Annotated in this window: 12 protein-coding genes; 7 read left to right on the forward strand and 5 right to left on the reverse strand. The window is 52.7% G+C overall.

What is annotated here, in order from left to right; all coding sequences use genetic code 11:
* Positions 1–44: 44 nt before the first annotated feature.
* The 3 genes from metE to QMO62_RS25825 all read right to left on the reverse strand — a co-directional run bounded on the left by metE (position 45) and on the right by QMO62_RS25825 (position 4,363).
* On the reverse strand, positions 45–2,333 hold the full coding sequence (gene metE, locus QMO62_RS25815; RefSeq protein WP_284645378.1) for a 5-methyltetrahydropteroyltriglutamate--homocysteine S-methyltransferase: 2,289 nt from the start codon (positions 2,331–2,333) through the stop codon (positions 45–47).
* 145 nt (positions 2,334–2,478) lie between these two features.
* The gene (locus QMO62_RS25820) at positions 2,479–3,378 is read right to left on the reverse strand and encodes a LysR family transcriptional regulator (protein WP_284645379.1); all 900 of its coding nucleotides are present in this window, start codon (positions 3,376–3,378) and stop codon (positions 2,479–2,481) included.
* Positions 3,379–3,682: 304 nt separating this feature from the next.
* Positions 3,683–4,363, reverse strand: a complete 681-nt coding sequence (locus QMO62_RS25825; protein WP_284645380.1) for a hypothetical protein — start codon at positions 4,361–4,363, stop codon at positions 3,683–3,685.
* A gap of 199 nt (positions 4,364–4,562) precedes the next feature.
* Here QMO62_RS25825 and QMO62_RS25830 point away from each other — a divergent pair, with 199 nt between their 5' ends.
* The 3 genes from QMO62_RS25830 (at position 4,563) to QMO62_RS25840 (ending at position 9,117) form a co-directional block, all read left to right on the forward strand.
* Positions 4,563–6,644: a sensor histidine kinase gene (locus QMO62_RS25830; protein ID WP_284646679.1), complete on the forward strand. Its 2,082-nt coding sequence runs from the start codon at positions 4,563–4,565 to the stop codon at positions 6,642–6,644.
* On the forward strand, positions 6,613–7,278 hold the full coding sequence (locus tag QMO62_RS25835) for a response regulator transcription factor (RefSeq protein WP_284645381.1): 666 nt from the start codon (positions 6,613–6,615) through the stop codon (positions 7,276–7,278). Before QMO62_RS25830 ends, QMO62_RS25835 begins: the two co-directional genes overlap by 32 nt.
* Positions 7,279–7,512: 234 nt before the next feature.
* Positions 7,513–9,117: a copper amine oxidase N-terminal domain-containing protein gene (locus tag QMO62_RS25840; RefSeq protein ID WP_284645382.1), complete on the forward strand. Its 1,605-nt coding sequence runs from the start codon at positions 7,513–7,515 to the stop codon at positions 9,115–9,117.
* A gap of 66 nt (positions 9,118–9,183) precedes the next feature.
* Here the strand turns inward: QMO62_RS25840 and QMO62_RS25845 are convergent, their stop codons facing one another.
* On the reverse strand, positions 9,184–10,383 hold the full coding sequence (locus QMO62_RS25845) for an ROK family transcriptional regulator (RefSeq protein WP_284645383.1): 1,200 nt from the start codon (positions 10,381–10,383) through the stop codon (positions 9,184–9,186).
* A 196-nt stretch (positions 10,384–10,579) separates the two neighbouring features.
* On the opposite strand from QMO62_RS25845, the gene QMO62_RS25850 reads away from it, so the two are divergent.
* From QMO62_RS25850 to QMO62_RS25865, 4 genes are all read left to right on the forward strand, one after another.
* Positions 10,580–11,452, forward strand: a complete 873-nt coding sequence (locus QMO62_RS25850; protein ID WP_284645384.1) for an AraC family transcriptional regulator — start codon at positions 10,580–10,582, stop codon at positions 11,450–11,452.
* Between the two features lie 73 nt (positions 11,453–11,525).
* Positions 11,526–12,674, forward strand: a complete 1,149-nt coding sequence (gene dgoD / locus QMO62_RS25855; protein WP_284645385.1) for a galactonate dehydratase — start codon at positions 11,526–11,528, stop codon at positions 12,672–12,674.
* A 121-nt stretch (positions 12,675–12,795) separates the two neighbouring features.
* The gene (locus QMO62_RS25860; protein ID WP_284645386.1) at positions 12,796–13,236 is read left to right on the forward strand and encodes a VOC family protein; all 441 of its coding nucleotides are present in this window, start codon (positions 12,796–12,798) and stop codon (positions 13,234–13,236) included.
* Positions 13,237–13,258: 22 nt separating this feature from the next.
* A complete protein-coding gene (locus QMO62_RS25865) occupies positions 13,259–13,843 on the forward strand; it encodes a TetR/AcrR family transcriptional regulator (RefSeq protein ID WP_284645387.1) in 585 nt (194 codons plus the stop codon).
* Positions 13,844–13,920: 77 nt separating this feature from the next.
* Here the strand turns inward: QMO62_RS25865 and QMO62_RS25870 are convergent, their stop codons facing one another.
* Positions 13,921–16,887, reverse strand: coding sequence for a discoidin domain-containing protein (locus tag QMO62_RS25870; protein ID WP_284645388.1), 2,967 nt, complete (start codon positions 16,885–16,887; stop codon positions 13,921–13,923).
* Positions 16,888–17,036 lie beyond the last annotated feature (149 nt).

Below are 17,036 nucleotides of genomic sequence, written 5' to 3' on the forward strand. Positions count from 1 at the left end.
TCCAGGTCCAAGGCAGGCATATTTTATTGAAAAGAGAGGTCAAATCAGATGACGACCGGATGCCTGGCGCGGGCATGTCTAGTTGCCTCCACCATATTTCGCAAGGAGGCCGCCGTTTCCTCCAAGCCTCGTGTCTTAAGCCCGCAGTCCGGATTGATCCAGAACAGCTGAGGATCCAGCACACGCAAGGCACGGTCGATCATGCCGGTCATTTCCTTGACCGAGGGGACACGAGGGCTGTGAATGTCATACACTCCTAGCCCGATACCCAGCTTATACGTATCGCTCTCAAAGCTGTGAATAAGCTCTCCGTGACTGCGCGAGGTTTCAATGGAGATAACGTCGGCATCCATAGCTTCAATGGACGGAATCATGTCATGGAATTCGCAATAGCACATATGCGTGTGAATTTGCGTAGTGTCCCGTACCGAACAGGTAGTCATACGAAAGGCTCTGACAGCCCAAGACAGATAAGCGGCTTGTTCTTCCCGCTTCAGCGGAAGCCCCTCCCGCAGGGCCGGCTCATCCACTTGAATCATGCCGATACCCGCTTTCTCCAGCGCCTCCACCTCTTGCCGAAGGGCATAAGCCAGCTGATAGGCTATTTGCTCCCGAGGGATATCGTCACGAACGAAGGACCAGTTCATTACGGTGATCGGCCCGGTGAGCATCCCCTTTACGGGGCGTGCCGTCAATGATTGGGCAAATGTGGTTTCAGCGACCGTCATGGGTTCCGTAAAGGCAACGTCCCCATAAATGATCGGAGGCTTTACACACCTCGAGCCGTACGATTGCACCCAACCGTTCTGAGTAAAGGCAAACCCGGCCAGCTTTTCTCCGAAAAATTCAACCATATCGGTCCGCTCGAATTCACCGTGTACTAGCACGTCAAGCCCAATGTCTTCCTGCAGCCCAATCCAGTAGGCGATCTGCTCCCGGATATAATCGGTATATTGCTTATCGGTCCAATCTCCCTTACGCCAAAGCTGACGGGCTTTTCGCACCTCAGCCGACTGAGGGAAGCTGCCAATCGTCGTCGTCGGAAGCAGCGGAAGCCGCCACTTACGCTGCTGAGCGGCATGTCTGGCAGCAAAGGGACGGTTACGGTCTAAGGGACCAAGGCTGATCTCCGAGATCGCTTGCTTCATCTCCGTTCGGCTGCGTTCGGGAGACCGCTTCAGCGTTTGCACACCGCGGTCGTGCCGCTCGAGTTCGGCGGCTACGGCTTCCGTCCCGCTTGAAACGGCCTTCGCCAGCAGCACAATTTCCTCCAGCTTCTCCTCTGCAAAGGAGAGAGCTTCCAGTAATTCGGGCGTCAGCTTGGTTTCCTGCTTCACCGTGACCGGTACATGCAGCAGGCTGCAGGAGCTTTGGATGATGAGCCGTTCCGGAGAAACATAGGCGCCGATTTCGTTAAGCAGAGCTAGCTTCTCTTGCAGCTCTGCTTTCCAGATCCCCTTGCCGTCAATAACCCCGGCTCCCAGCACCTTATCGGCCGGAAAGCCGAATGTCCGCAGGGAAGATACATTGCCCGCGAGGCCGTGGACAAAGTCAAGACCGATCCCGGCAACAGGCAGGCTGATGAGCTCGCGGTAAGCTTCGGCAGCCTCGAAATAAGTTTGCAGCATGATGCGCAGGCCCGGAACAGAGGAGGCAAATGACTCATACACGGTCTTGAGCCGCCGGAGGTCGTCTTCATCGGGGTTCGTTACCAGAATCGGCTCGTCGAGCTGTACCCAGCTGACGCCTTCTCGAGAAAGCTCCTGCAGCACCTGGACATAGAGCGGAAGCAGCTTGGCGAGCCAAGCGTCCAGCTCAGCTGGGACGTAGCCCTTGGACAGCTTCAGGAAGGTTAACGGTCCGAGAATGACCGGCTTGCCGTCTATGCCCAATTGCTCCTTGGCTTCCCGATACGCTTGCAGCGGCTTATTCTCGGTGAGCACGGGAGTCATTCCGCCAAGCTCAGGGACGATGTAGTGGTAGTTGGTGTTGAACCACTTCGTCATTTCGCAAGCGGTGGCTTCCTTGGTCCCGCGAGCCATGCCGTAATAAACGGAAAGAGGAACAACGCCGCCCCCATAAGGGAACCGTTTCGGAACCAAACCGAACATAGCCGCTGTATCGAGCACGTGGTCGTAGTAGCTGAAATCATTGACGGGAATATAAGTAATTCCTTTGTCCTGCTGCTTCTGAAGGTGGGCTAAACGAAGCTTCCGAAGCTGAAGGTGAAGCTCAGATTCCCCCAGCTTGCCTGACCAGAACGCTTCTAACGCTTTTTTCCATTCCCGGTCCGTACCGATACGGGGGTAACCTAATACACTGCTTTGTACCATCTTGTAAACACCCTTTGCTCTGAGTTTTTTGGGTTGCGCAAATTGTTTACAAGAAAGATAACACGTTTTCCCAGTTATGCGGTAACTCCCATTCCCTATACTTGGTTATAGCTTTAGACTATAACGACGGCGACAGGCAAGCCCGTTAAGACACAAAATGCTGAAGTGCCTGCACATAGGCTAGTCCGAGCTTGGAAAGAGAAAGGTCTTGATGCGAAATCCAGCCGACATTAATGGATTCTTCCAGATCTAAGGGCACAGGGACAATTTCGTTGCCGTTCAAATCTGCGCTTAATACGCCAGTCGAAATCGTATATCCGTTTAAACCGATCAACAGATTGAAGAGGGTGGCGCGATCATTTACACGAATGCTCTTCGGCCGGGTCATGGTGCTCAGTATTTCTTCGGCGAAGTGAAAGGAGTTATATTCCCCTTGATCAAAGGACAAATAAGGGTATGGCTGAAGCTGCTCGATCGTTACGATGGGCTGCTTGGCCAGCGGATTTTTGCTGCTGATAAAAATATGGGGCTTGGCTGTAAACAGACCGGTAAACTGTAACCGGGCTTCTTTTAGCAGCTTGTGGATGACCTTTCGGTTAAACTCATTCAAGTACAGAATGCCGATTTCGCTCCGCATGCTCTTGACATCCTCGATAATCTCGTAGGTCTTGGTTTCGCGTAAGGCAAGCTCATATTCCTCCTGCCCATACTGTTGCACCAGCCGGACGAAAGCGTTCACGGCGAAGGCATAGTGCTGCGTCGAAACGGAAAAATGCTGCCTGGAAGGCTGAGTGCCCAGATAGCGTGCTTCAAGCAATTCCGCTTGCTCTATCACCTGGCGGGCATAGCTCAGGAATTCAACCCCCTCCTGAGAAAGCCGAATTCCCTTGTTCGATCTTTCAAAAATAACGATTTGAAGTTCTTCCTCCAGATCTCGAATCGCATTGGAGAGACTGGGCTGAGCAATAAATAACCGTTTGGCTGCCTCATTGATCGAGCCTTGCTTGGCCACCTCGATCACGTACCGCAATTGCTGAAGTGTCAAAATGCTTTCTCTCCTTCCGGCTTCCTGATCTCTCATCTACTATCGATCATTATAAACAAAACGCAATCGAGAAGAAATCCGGCGAAGTTGATGGAGCTATAATAAAATGATCTTGATAAGGTAAAGGGGTTTATGATGGGCAAGCTGATCGTGCAGCAGATGATGACATTGGACGAATATGCCGCAGGACCTCGAGGAGAGATTGACTGGCATCGGCCGGATGAGCTGGGGACGCAGCCCTAGCCCCGGGTTGAGTAAAGAAGCCCTTACTGCCTCGTAGGTAGAAGGGCTTCTTCCGGATGCTTTATACTGCGGTAGTGACGGCTTCTTGGGCCGCCGGTTTAGCGGCCGCTCCGCTCTCAAAGGCAAGAATCCAGCCGTACCATGCGTAGATCAGAAAAGATAACGGGAAGACGAATTTCATCATGGACTCGGTAGGTACAATCAGCAGGGCGAAGAGCAGTAAATGAACGATCGCAGGCCATTTGGAGAGAATGCGGGCCCGAAGCATGGCAATTCCCATAAGCGGGAGTGCTATAAGCATGACGGGGAACAGCAATTTCATCATGTAGTAGCCCGGCCAGCCTTCGCTCATTTGGATTTTCATCACGAGGTCGGAGGTTGCCTTTAACTGTTCCTCGGTCGTGATGTTGTCGAACAGTACAGGGTATTGGTAGATTTGCAGTACCGCATGGGTTGTATCGAACATAAATACGATAAATATCATAACAAAACTAAGCCAGCCCCACCATCTCAGTCCCTTCGACTGGCGCAAGTAGAGTCCGGGCAGTCCCATCAACAGCATGGTGACGGCAATGAACAGCGCCACATGGGTCCACACCGCCGTTGGGACGAAATACGACAATTCCGCCACACTGGCGGGCACATCCTCGAGATGAATAAATTGGACCACGGTAATGATCAAGCCGGAAAGCAGCAGCATCCAGCCGCTAAAACGAAAATAAGCGTTAGGTACTGAGATCAAGGGCTCCACACTCCTTTTGACGATATGCGATATTCTCAACGGACGTTATTGTAGCTTCCCGTCCGTCCCGGATACAAGGGCAGGATTCCCGACCAGGCCGGGAACTTCTTCAGGCGCCAACATTCCTGAACCATCGGGATCGGGAGCATGCTATACTTGTAGAAATAGTCCTCGAGCCTGGGGGGAAAAGGAATTGGCAGTGCGCATTTTGATTCATATCCTATGGTGGATTGCGGCGGGGATGTCCATCATGGTTTCGTTCTACAGCCATATCCGCGGTGTAAGTGTATATTCCGAGCCATGTGAAGGTAACGTATGCAGCAGCTTTCTTCAGTTAAACGCGATTCAGCTGGAACAGCTTGCGTCTCTCGGTTTGCCGGCAGGACTGTACGGCGGTTTCATCGTCGTTCTTTTGGCCATCCAGAACCTATCCTCATGGATGGTCGGTTTTCTCGTTTATCGATACGGCTGGCGGGATTATTACTCGGTGATTGCGTCCATGCTGCTCGTTGTAACAGGCACGATCTTCAGCACGGATGATTCCTTATTTGCAGATGCCCCGGTCCTCATGAACATGTTTCTGCTTTTGAACGGCTTCGGCTCGATGTATTTGTTCTTTCTGTTCTTGTTTCCGAACGGGCGCTTCTTCCCTCGGTGGACGGTGGTCCCTGCGGTGGTTTGGCTCATCGTGATGGCGATCACCTTATGGTTTCCCTCGTTGACGCTGTTGAATACCGTGAGCTGGGGGCCGTTGATGAAAAATGCATATATGCTGGTTATGCACGGTTTGGTTTTTGTGGCGCAGGGCTACCGTTACCGGCACGGGGCGACGACAGAGCAGCGCCGTCAAATCGTCTGGTTCTTCCTCGGCTTCGGAGGTTATTCGATAGCCGGCATATTCGGTATGCTGGAGATCTTCGTCAGCCATGGCCTGCTTAGTATGACTACGATAACCTTACTATACATAGGTCTTCTCGTACTGCCCTTTTCTATCGGGATTACGGTGCTCGAAACGCGTCTTAGACCTCTCTCCGTTGCTTTCAACCGGACGCTTGTCTATATCGTACTCAGCAGCTTGAGTCTGCTGGTATACGTTATGCTGGTCGGCGCCTTAGGCGTATTGCTGCAGGGCAAGGTGCATATGATCGTAGCTTTGCTGGCTACCGGATTGGTCGCTGTGATGTTCCATCCCCTGCGGGAGCGGATACAAAAGGAAGTGAATCATCTTGTCTATGGGGAGAAAGACGACCCTTACCGCATTTTGTCGGATCTGACACAGCGGCTAGAGGGAGCCTTCACGCATAGCTCCTTGCTGCAAACGGTCGTGAACCAGACAGCACAGGCGTTGAGGCTCCCGTATGCAGCGATCGAGTTGCACACCGGCGAGGGGCCGGTTCTGCTCGCCGCGTACGGACATCCGTCAGGAAACGGCTGCACGATGATTCCGCTCGAGCTGCAAGGCGAGGCTGCAGGACAGCTGGTGCTTGGCGTAGAGCGGTTCGAGGAGACGCTGCCGCCGGGGAAGCGCCGTGTGCTGGGCGACCTGGTCGGCCAAGTGAGCATCGCTGTACAGGCGGTTCGCCTGACGCGGGAGCTGCACCGGTCGCGGGAGCGGCTCGTTACCGCCCGCGAGGAGGAGCGACGCCGCCTGCGACGGGATCTGCACGACGGGCTCGGTTCCGGTCTTGCCGGCGTACTGCTGCGGCTCGAGGAGGCGGTGCAGCAGCACGAGACGCAGCCCGAGCGGGCGAAGCAATCCGTCGAGGCGGCCCAACAGCAGCTGCGGGCTTCGATCGCCGACATTCGGCGGCTCGTGTACGCGCTGCGTCCTCCGGCCCTCGACGAGTTCGGCCTCGCTTTTGCACTGCAGGAGCTGGCGCAGCAGTATGAGAGCGGCAGCCTGCGGATCGTGCTCGATGGAGCGGAGCGTGAGCTCCTGCTCTCAGCCGCAGTTGAGGTGGCTGTCTATCGCATTGTGCAGGAGGCGTTAACTAACGTGGTTCGACATGCTGGAGCCACTGTCTGTACGATCCGAATCGCAGCTGAGCCGCAGGCTTTGCGGCTGCAAATTCGCGATAACGGCCGAGGATGGAGTGGGCTGAAGGATCGGGCAGGCGTAGGTGTCCATTCGATGAAGGAACGGGCGGAGGAGCTGGGGGGAAGCTGTACGATCCGATCGGAGGACGGGGAAGGAACGGAAATTGTCGTACTCCTCCCGCGGGAGGAGAGAAGGGAGGGAGGGGCTGTTTATGGAGAAGACACGCATCTTATTGGCGGATGATCATCCGATGTTTCGGGAAGGGCTCGTCTCCTCGCTTAGCACGGTGGCGGAGTTCGAAATTGCGGGCGAAGCTTCCGACGGGGAAGAGGCGGTCCGCCTCGCCGAAGAGCAGCAGCCGGACATCGTGCTTATGGACATTAGCATGCCGGGGAAGAACGGCATCGAGGCGACGCGGGACATCATTCGCACCAGCCCGCATATCGGCATCCTGATTCTGACGATGTTCGATGATGATGCTTCGGTTTTTTCGGCGATGCGGGCGGGGGCCCGCGGCTACATGCTTAAAGGCGCCCGGAAGCAGGAGATCGTCCGCGCGATCTCGGTTGTCAGCAGCGGAGAAGCGATCTTCAGCTCCTCCATCGCGCGAAAGATGATGTTTTACTTTGACAGCATAATGGGTAAAACCGCCGCCGCGCATCCGCTGCTTCCGATGCTGACAGAGAGGGAGCGCGAGGTTCTGGAGTGGCTCGCCCGCGGCTCGGACAATGCGGAGATCGCGAGGAAGCTGAGCTTGACACTGAAGACCGTGCGCAATCATGTGTCGAACATCCTGAATAAGCTTCAGGTCGCCGATCGCGCACAAGCGATTTTGTTGGCGAGAGAGGCCGGGCTGGGCGGGGAGCTTAAAGGGTAGTGTTCGTGGCTCTGCTTGTTCATTGTTACAGCCCGCGAATGCCCCTTTTTGACTACGTATCTGCCTTGCCGCGCACCCGCCTGCTGACGATTTCGCTTATTTTCTATCCCTTTTAAAGGATTTGCAAAGCGAACAGCGTATAAGTATAAAGATAAGCTTTGGAAACCAAATGCGTCCAAGGACGTAAGAAGCCATATTGTTGCTTCAATCATACATAGGGAGTGGAAATGGAACATGAGAAAAAAACGTTGGACCCCCGTGATGGGCGGTGCGCTGGCAGGAATGCTACTGATCGCAGGCTGTCAGCCGGTAGGCAAAATAGACGTAGCCCAGATCATTGCAAATAATGCTTCGGTCAAATCGATGGAGGGCAAGCAGTTGATTGCGCTGGAGATAACGCCGGATCCTTCAGACAGCATTCCAGCGGATCAGCAGCTGTTCATGGATTTATTCGGCACGATGAAGCTGAATATGACGGAGGTTAAGGCGAAATCACCTTTGGAAGTGTCCGTGAAGGGAAATTTTGAATATAAGAAGGGCAGCATTCCGTTTCAATTGACGATGAAAAGCCAGCAGGAATTCCTTCTCTGGTTTGAAGGCGCCAAGAAGCCGATCTTGATCAAGAACAACATGGACGCCATGAAAGAATCGGGAGAGAAGCTTCAGAAGGTGATGATCGAGCAAATGGAGCAGATGCAGCTAAGGGCTGTTGAATCCGCACCGAAATTGGTCGCCGCTCTTCTCGGCGCAGCTCCGAATCCGAAGACGATTTCCGTTCAGGAAGCGGCCCAGACGATTCAGGGAGAAAGCTTGATGCTGAACAATATTCACGCTGAAATTTATGGTCATGAGCTGATTGATTTGTTCAAAGGCTTCGTAACGAATCTGCTGTCCGACGAGAAGGCTCTGAAAGAAATCATCGGCGTCTTTTATGACATCTATGCCCCGATGATCGAGGAAATAGCCAAGCAAGCGGAGGAGGAAGAGCTCACAGGCGATGGCAGCTCGCAGGTTGAAATGATGCTGCCGTTTCTGAAAAACAAAACGCTTGCAGTAGAGTTTGTCTACACAATGATCAGCGAGCAGCTCAAAAAGGTAATGAAGGATTTCGATGCTTCGTTCGAGCAATTCCGCGAATCCGAAAGCGGCAAGAAGCTGAGTGAAGCACTGAATGATAAACAGGTGCTGAAGGTTGATCTCTACGCGGACGGTAAACAGCAGATCCGTAAATCGAATACGGAGCTGCTGCTGACGATGCCGGAGGAAGATAAAAGCGGAGTGAAGCAGATCAAGGTAACCATGGCGGAGGAGCGCTGGAATATCAATCAACCGGTGACACTTCATACGATAGATACGAAGGACGGCGTTGTGGATATCAGCCAGTCGATGGGTGACGTGAACGCAAGCAAGCTTCTGGCGTCCCTCGATCCGAAGTCTACCGTTTACCAGCTGCTGAAAAACGATCTGAAAATCACGAAAAAGGAAATCAACATGCTGATGGACGACTCATCTTTCAGTGCCGCTTCCACGAAGCCTTACAACGATCAAGGCACAGTGATGGTGCCGCTCCGCTTTGTCAGCGAACAGCTGGACGCTGATGTCAGCTGGAATGACGCGGCCAAGCAAGTGACGATTACGGACCCGCTTACCGGGAAGGTGATTGTGCTCACGATTGACAGTACCGAGGCTACTGTGAACGGCTCGTCCCGTACTTTGGAGAAAGCGGCGATCTTGGTGGAAGGTTCGACATTCGTTCCCGTACGCTTCGTTTCCGAGAACCTTGATGCGAAGGTAGAATGGGATCAAAACATGAATATGGTAAAAATCACTCGAGATTAAGCACTTATTCCGTCATCATAGTAACGGGCTCCGCGATTCTATACAAATCGCTGGAGCCCGATTTTTTTACTGGAACAAGGAAATATGAGCTTTTTGATCGAAGGCGAAATTGGCCGCTCCGAGCGGTCCGCCGATATCATGCAGCGCATTAACTTTCACGGCCGTAACGGCTCCAAGCGAGCTGCTGGCACGCTGGCGCATGACGGATGCCGCTGTGTCCACGAACAGCTTGCTTGCATGGGGCATACGGCCGCCCAAAATAATAGCCTCCGGATTGAAAAGGTTGACAAGATTCGCCATGGCGATACCAAGATATGAAGCTGCTTGCTTGATGATTGCTCCGGAGAGCTCGTCTCCTTGATCGGCCGCTGTGCCGATATTTTCGGCCCTCATCATCTGCAAGTCAAAGTCTTCTTTATTTTGTAAAACGCTTGCTTCGCCTTGCCGGATACGTTTGCGGAATTGCTGCTCGATGGTCGGCGCGCTGGACAGCACTTGCAGGCATCCGTGATTGCCGCAGTGACACAGGGGGCCATCCGGCAAGATCGTCGTGTGACCAAGCTCGCCGGCACCTCCGGTGGAACCGGACATGAGCTGACGGTCAATGTAAATCCCGGCTGCAATCCCGGAACCTACTCCCAAATAAATTTGATGATGGTAGTCTTGTCCTGAGCCGTAACGGCATTCCGCTAACCCGCGGGCGCGGTGACGATTTATCGTCACGGAGGTCCAGCCGAGCTCCTTCCGGACGATGCCGCCGACATCGATATGATACCAGCCGAGCTCCGGCGCACTCCGAATGGTTTGGTAATCGGAATCGACTAATCCGGGTACACCAAGACCAAGAATCGGGATAGGGGGCTGCTCCAGACTGCCGATAAACGGTTTCAATTGAATGAGAAGGGAGTGAAGCACATCCTCGGCTGACGGTAAAGCGGCGGGAATGGAAGCCGTCTTGATGATATTTCCGCTTAAGTCGAATGCGCATAGCGTCCATCGCGAGTTGTCATAGTCCGCTCCGATGATCGTACCAGCATAGGGCACCAGCTCCAAATACGTGGCGGGTCTGCCTTTGGTTGTCATACGGTCGGTGGTTTCCCGGACCAGCTTGCTCTCGATCAGCTCTGCAATCGAGACAGACACAGTCGCTCGGCTAAGGCCGGTCAGTCTGGTCAGATCGATTCTTGACACATTGCCGTGCTTCCGCAAGGTTTGCAGGATGCTTAGCTTGCTTCCTTTTTTATCGCTGATTTCATTGCCTGCCATACAGATCGTTACCTCTTTCTATCTTCAAACAATCCATGTAAAATTTCTATGAGCATATAACAATCCTTCACTTTCGTCAAGATTGAGATGATAACATAGATGGTTCTGATGTAATCGGGTAAATATTGGTTGCAAATCGGTTCTATAAGTTCGTATCTTAACAATAATGAAAATAATATAAAGGAGGAGGGCTAGGATGAATCCTCTTCATCAGCGGATACCAACCCATCAAGGCTTTCAAATGGCTATGGTTTTTAAGGATACGAAGCTGCCCCACAATGAGCTCCCCGACCATATCCATGATTGGTTCGAGCTTGTGTATGTGTATTCCGGCTCGGGCGTATTTTTTATTGATCAATATTTTTACGACATGGAAGCGGGCGACTGTTTTCTGATTCCGGCGAACACCATTCATCGGGCACTGCCCAATGCCGATTGTCCAGTGACGTCAACGGCTTTGTTTTTTAACGCAGTCACCGTACCGCAGATGCATTCGGGGGAATCCTTTTCGCTAATGAAGTGTTTCGAGCAAGCGAAAAGGCATAAAAATTACAAGTTTCATTTGCCAAGCGATGAGAACCGCACGTTGGAAACGCAGCTTGATGGGATCAACAAGGAGCAGCAGCAGTGCTCTCCGGGCTACCGCCACGCAATTCTTCTCCACCTTTCCCAAATATTATTGCTGATGACCAGGGCAAGCTCGAGTGAAAGGGAAGACACTTCTTTCTCTTTAGGTCCCGAGTGGATGAAGGAGGTGCTGGCTCATATTGACGACCATTTGGGTTATGATCTGAGCCTGTCCGCGCTAGCGGCGAACCATTGCGTATCTCCGGCGCATCTGTCCAGAACCTTTAAGAGGTGTACCGGACTTACGATCACGGAATACGTAAACACCAAACGAATATTGAAGGCGGTCGAATTGCTGCAGACCACCCGGCATAGCATTAGCGAGATCGCCCTTGCATGCGGTATCGATAGCTTGCCTCACTTCCACAGCACGTTCAAAAAAATGATCGGCCATACACCCGCCCATTTCAGGCGTCAAGTTGATGAGCAGATGAAAAAATAAAAAAGATATGTAAAGATACGAATTATGTTGTATAATGAAAAACGTCATCATAAGCAAAGGAAGGGATTTTTATATGAAAATTAAATCCATTGAGCTTTTTAAAGTGCCGCCTAGATGGTTGTTCTTAAAAATGACGACAGACGATGGTCTTGTCGGTTGGGGAGAGCCTGTTGTCGAGGGAAGGGCGGATACCGTCCGCGCGGCCGTCGAGGAGCTTAGCTCTTATCTGATCGGACAAGATCCGATGCGGATTGAAGACCTGTGGCAGGTGATGTATCGGGGAGGATTTTACCGGGGGGGTCCGGTATTAACCAGTGCGATGTCCGGCATTGAACAAGCGCTGTGGGATATTAAAGGAAAATACTACAATGCTCCGGTGTATGATCTGATGGGCGGCGCGTGCCGCGACAGCATTCGGGTTTATAACTGGATTGGCGGGGATCGTCCCAGCGACGTGAAGGAAGCGGCCCGGAAGCAGATCGAAGCGGGCTTCACTGCGGTGAAGATGAACGGTACGGAGGAGCTTCACTACATCGACACCTTCGATAAGGTGGATGCCGTCCTGCAGCGTATTGCTGCAGTTCGTGAGGTAGGCGGTCCTTCCTTTGGGATCGGCATTGACTTCCATGGTCGGGTTCACAAGGCGATGGCCAAGATTTTGGTTAAGGAGCTGGAGCCGTTCCGTCCGATGTTTATAGAGGAGCCGGTGCTGCCGGAGAACAATGAGGCATTGAAGGAAATCGCCAAGTATACCTCGGCGCCGATTGCTACAGGCGAGCGGATGTACACTCGCTGGGGCTTCAAGGAGCTGCTGCAGCAGGGGGTTGTAGATATTATACAACCGGATGTATCCCATGCCGGCGGCATCATGGAGACGCGCAAAATTGCAGCTATGGCGGAAGCTTACGATGTGGCACTTGCTCCGCACTGTCCGCTCGGTCCGATTGCATTGGCAGCCTGCCTGCACGTAGATGCCTGCTCGCCGAATGCGTTTATACAAGAGCAGAGCCTCGGAATTCATTACAATCAGGGAAGTGACCTTCTTGATTACTTGAGCGATCCGAAGGTGTTCGGTTACAACAACGGCTTTGTTCAAATTCCTCAAGGACCGGGACTGGGAATTGAAGTGAACGAGGAGAAGGTCCGCGAGATGGCCCGTATCGGTCACGACTGGAAAAATCCGCTGTGGCGCAATGCGGACGGTACCGTAGCTGAATGGTAAATCCAAGAACAGCCTGCCTGTATGTAGAGGGCAGGTTGTTTTTTTTGTTTATTTACATACAATCAGTATGTATGTTAAAATACAGGTAAATACTGGTTGCCAATTTTAAAGGAGGCATTTTATGAGAGTGAATAGTTTTTACCCCGTCATCATGACGGACAAAGTGGAGGAGAGTGCGCATTTCTACAAGCATTATTTTGGTTTTGAAGCAGTGTTCGAATCGGAATGGTATGTTAGCTTGAGGAAAACGGAACATGACATCACTTATGAGCTTGCTTTGCTGGATGGCTTCCATGAGACGATTCCAGCACAATCCCGCGGCTTGACACAGGGCTTGATTCTTAACTTTGAAGTGAACGATGTCGATGATTGGTATGACCGGTTCATCATGCAGGAGCAGCTGCCGCTGCTTTTGCCGCTTAGGGATGAAGAGTTCGGACAACGTCACTTCATTACAAGCGACCCGAACGGTGTGCTGCTGGATATCATCACCATAATGCCTCCTTCCGAATCCTACCGGACGCAATATTCGGAGCAAATATGGAGCGAAGAAACGAAGTGAGCATCACGGAGAAGATAGAGCTATGAAACGAACAAAAGAAGAGGCTAACGAAACCATTCAGCAATTGCTGGCCATTGGCCGCGCCCACTTTACCCGGCTTGGCTTTGCGGATACGTCATTAGAAGAAATCGCCCGGGAGGCCAAGCTGACACGGGGGGCTTTGTACCATCATTTCGGAAGTAAGAAAAAGCTGTTTGTCGCCGTGCTGCAGCAGATTCAGCAGGAGATCGCCGCCGACATAGAAAACGAGGCCTCGCAAAGCGAAGATCCTTGGGCGCAGCTTCTTCTTGGCTGCAGGGCCTTCATCGCTTCAGCGGTACAATCGAATAACAAGCGACCCTTGTTGATTGACGGCCCGGCCGTGCTTGGCTGGGAGGAATGGCGTACCCTTGACCAGCTGCATTCGATGAAGCTTCTTCAAGAGCAGCTCGCCTCCATGCAGCATTTCTTCCCAAGCCTGTCCATTGAGGCATTGACTCATTCCCTTTCCGGGGCGTTAAACGAGGCGGCGTTGTGGACTGCCCATCAGTCGGACATACCGAAGGCACAAGCTGAAGCTATGGCAGTCGTTGATCACTTTCTGCGTGGTTTACAGATGAGGAAGTGAATATCTTTCGGTTTCCGCTGTAACAAAAGAGCCGGCACTTTGCGAAGTGAACCGGCTCTTTCCCATTCTTGACGAAATTATTGTGTTATGAAGCGGATGTTGTACCGCACTGAGTTCTCAGCATTCTTCTTATCCTGAACGATGAGAACCGTTTTGCCGAAGAGTGTAGACGCAGCCCTTACTTCTACATCATCCCGCATATCGTGCGGCCGGATTACGGGTACATGGGTGCTCCCGGCAGGGACGGTGATCGTGTAATCAAAAACATGGGGTGCAAATGCAGGCAATGCTTTGTTGTTTACCTTTATCCCCTTGAGCAGAGGCAACCGGTCGGACGGAAGCTCAGCTGTGTCGAGGCCTCCGCCGCCAACCAGGCTCCGTTCTATATTTTGCACTGCTGCACTGCCTAGACGGTCCGTCAACTGCTGACGATATAGACTCGCCGGGGATACATGCATGCCATAGTGCTCCCAATGAGCGTCTGCCCGAGGTCTTTGATCTTCCCCGCTGGGGAGATACGGCTTCGGCTTGTTACCGATGTGACCGATAGCGTAATTCTGAGCGGTCGGAGGCTGCTGGGACACCAGATCGCCCTCCGTGTTCCATGTGACGTAATTCGCTCCGGACCAGCCGTGGCCGCTTCCCAGCCTGCCCCTGTCTTGAACGGCGATGTCCGATTTCACAAGATCATACAATCCGCCGACGGACCAGCGATGATGCGGCTCGCTTGTCGCGTATTCGGTGATCGATGTGCTGTCGAGGAAAACGTTCGGGCCTTGTACGCGGCTGTCGACGACAAAGGCGTGTCTTGCGGTTTCCGCATAATTGCGCTGCATCAGCGTCAGCTCTCCGCTCATTTTGTAAGGATAGCGGCGTTCGCCTGTAATTTGACTGACCATATCGAGCGATCGATTGTCTTGGACGGTAATCCACTTGGAGCCCCGGCTGACATGAGCCAGCGCATGATTCAGGTGGAGACCGGTGACTTCGCGCATCCAAGCGTTCTTGACGTTGGAGAAGACGGCGAAGCTTACGGCATGATTCTCGTCGGCATAATACGGTTTTCCGCCGTTCGTAAGAGTCACGCTCGGATCGAATGCGGAAACGACGCGCAGCTTCTCGATTCCAATCTGTTCAATTCGGTCGGGATCCTCGTATTTAATGACCGCACCGCCGCCCCAGCGCTGCTCGATCGAGTTCGCAAGAGGCGCGTCGATGGTTACGACATGACCTTCAATTGCTGTAATGACACGGTCGAAATCCAGGTTAAAAGGAGACCACTGCTGCGTGCCTTCTCTTTCGACGATCGTATCCATGTCGATCTCATGTATCCAGCGGGCATTGCCGTAGCGGCGTACCTTCACCGTATCCCCAACCGCAAGGCCGCTTGCATCCTCTACGTGGAAGGAGCGTGCCCCTGCCGGTACGAATAAGTCCGTCACCCTAACGCTGGTATCCATAAGGAGCTTAGGCGCTTCTCCGCGAATTTGGAGCAGATCCCGCTTCGTCGTACCTGTGGCATAGAGGACCGTTTCGTCTTCCTCTTGCCCCTCGCCCCGAAGTACTACACCGCTCGCATTGACCTTAAGGCTGCCTTCGATCTCATAGGTGCCTTTCTTCAATAATACGGCGCCGCGGAAGCCTTCGGCCGATTGAGGCATTTGAGATACCTGATCGATCGCAGCTTGAATCCGCGCAGTATCATCGCCATCCCCCGGTTCTATGACAACCCTTGCCTGCACATCCGGAAGCTTGACGCCTCCACCCATGTAACCGGCGTTGGAGAAATCGATAATGCGATTGCCGCGATAATCGGAAAGGTACTCCATGTGTCCTTTTTTCCCGATAAAGGCAATCTGGCTTTGATTAGGATCGATTTCATTCGGGTTCCGAACAGTAAAGTAAAAGGTATCATAGACCGGAGCTTTACCGTTAAAATGGAAGGTCAATCGAATTTCGAACGGTCCCTCCGTTTGTATATGCCCTGGGAATACAAGTGCTTTCTCGGCTCCTTGCTGCAGGCTCGTTGGAGCAAGCTGGTGGAGAACAACTTGATCCGCGCTCGACCAAAGGGCGGCCGTCACGGTGCCGTCAACATAAGGCAGCAGCTTGACAGAAGGGTAGGCATCCCCGTTTTGCAATAAAGCCGGTTTGCCGATTTCCCGAGTCATGAACGTATGCTCCAGCTGCACATCGACCATGAGAATGGCCGGATCATACACATCCACCCACACGCTGGATTCTTTGGTTACAGTATCCAGTGTGGCTTTGCCTACAATTTTTGCCACCCCTTCAGAGGAAGCGTTTACAAGACCGGACGGATCCACTCCCGCAACGCCGGGCTGTGAGCTTTCCCACGTGATTTGCGCTTCCGCTAAGTCAGTCCCTTGGCCATTGCTCAGTTTTCCGCCCAGCTGAAGCGGGTAGGACTCCCCTTTGGCAAGACGGATGGTGTCGTACTCGTTCATAGCTCCCCCTGCTGCGTCAGCTACATAGACGCTTTCCAATACCGTTGGAATCGGCTTGCCGTTCGTATCATATAGTGCAAATTCGTTCAATTGAAAATTCGTATTCGATAAGGCAACCGTAACTCTTACGTACCTCGCCGTGGTAGCTGGGAAAGGAATGGTTTCGATTTTACCTGAGATCGAACCGGTTACCTTCTTGGTTGCGGCTTCCTGCCATGTCTGCTGGTCAGTCGATGTGTGGATCGAATAACTGCTTACGGCACCGGTTCGGAAATCAAGCTCCGCCAGGTCAACGGTAAGCATATTGCCCAAATCTACGGTGAGCCATACGGTTCCATCGCTGCGGTCCGCGCTGAGCGGCTGCCAGAAGGTCGCAGGATCCCCGTCAACGGCTTGGACGGCTCGACCGCATGAGCAGTCTGAGCTTTGCGCTACTTTTTTGTTTAGCGCAAGGTTCACCCTCGTTTCCTCGGATGCGGTCGCCGTCGGCGTGGAAATGCCAAGCGGAGGCATTAGGAAGGAGACTAACAGTACAGCAGTAAGCCAGGATCGGAAACCACTTCTTGCCTTTGACACAGGTTGTTCCACCTTTCATTAGGGAATGTGCAGCACGAGAGACTCGTTAGGCCGGCCGGAATCGAGTACTCCCAAATTATGATAAGGCATCCTTTTTTTGATTACAAGAGAATGTCACGCTATGTTGACACAAACCAAACGGAAGCATA

Source organism: Paenibacillus silviterrae (assembly GCF_030167925.1).
Classification (GTDB): domain Bacteria; phylum Bacillota; class Bacilli; order Paenibacillales; family NBRC-103111; genus Paenibacillus_G; species Paenibacillus_G silviterrae.

Excerpts from the sequence above, each read along its gene's own strand:
- metE (WP_284645378.1), bottom strand. The coding sequence starts at position 2,333 with ATGGTACAAAGCAGTGTATTAGGTTACCCCCGTATCGGTACGGACCGG.
- QMO62_RS25835 (WP_284645381.1), top strand. The coding sequence starts at position 6,613 with ATGGAGAAGACACGCATCTTATTGGCGGATGATCATCCGATGTTTCGG.
- QMO62_RS25840 (WP_284645382.1), top strand. The coding sequence starts at position 7,513 with ATGAGAAAAAAACGTTGGACCCCCGTGATGGGCGGTGCGCTGGCAGGA.
- QMO62_RS25845 (WP_284645383.1), bottom strand. The coding sequence starts at position 10,383 with ATGGCAGGCAATGAAATCAGCGATAAAAAAGGAAGCAAGCTAAGCATC.
- QMO62_RS25850 (WP_284645384.1), top strand. The coding sequence starts at position 10,580 with ATGAATCCTCTTCATCAGCGGATACCAACCCATCAAGGCTTTCAAATG.
- dgoD (WP_284645385.1), top strand. The coding sequence starts at position 11,526 with ATGAAAATTAAATCCATTGAGCTTTTTAAAGTGCCGCCTAGATGGTTG.
- QMO62_RS25860 (WP_284645386.1), top strand. The coding sequence starts at position 12,796 with ATGAGAGTGAATAGTTTTTACCCCGTCATCATGACGGACAAAGTGGAG.
- QMO62_RS25865 (WP_284645387.1), top strand. The coding sequence starts at position 13,259 with ATGAAACGAACAAAAGAAGAGGCTAACGAAACCATTCAGCAATTGCTG.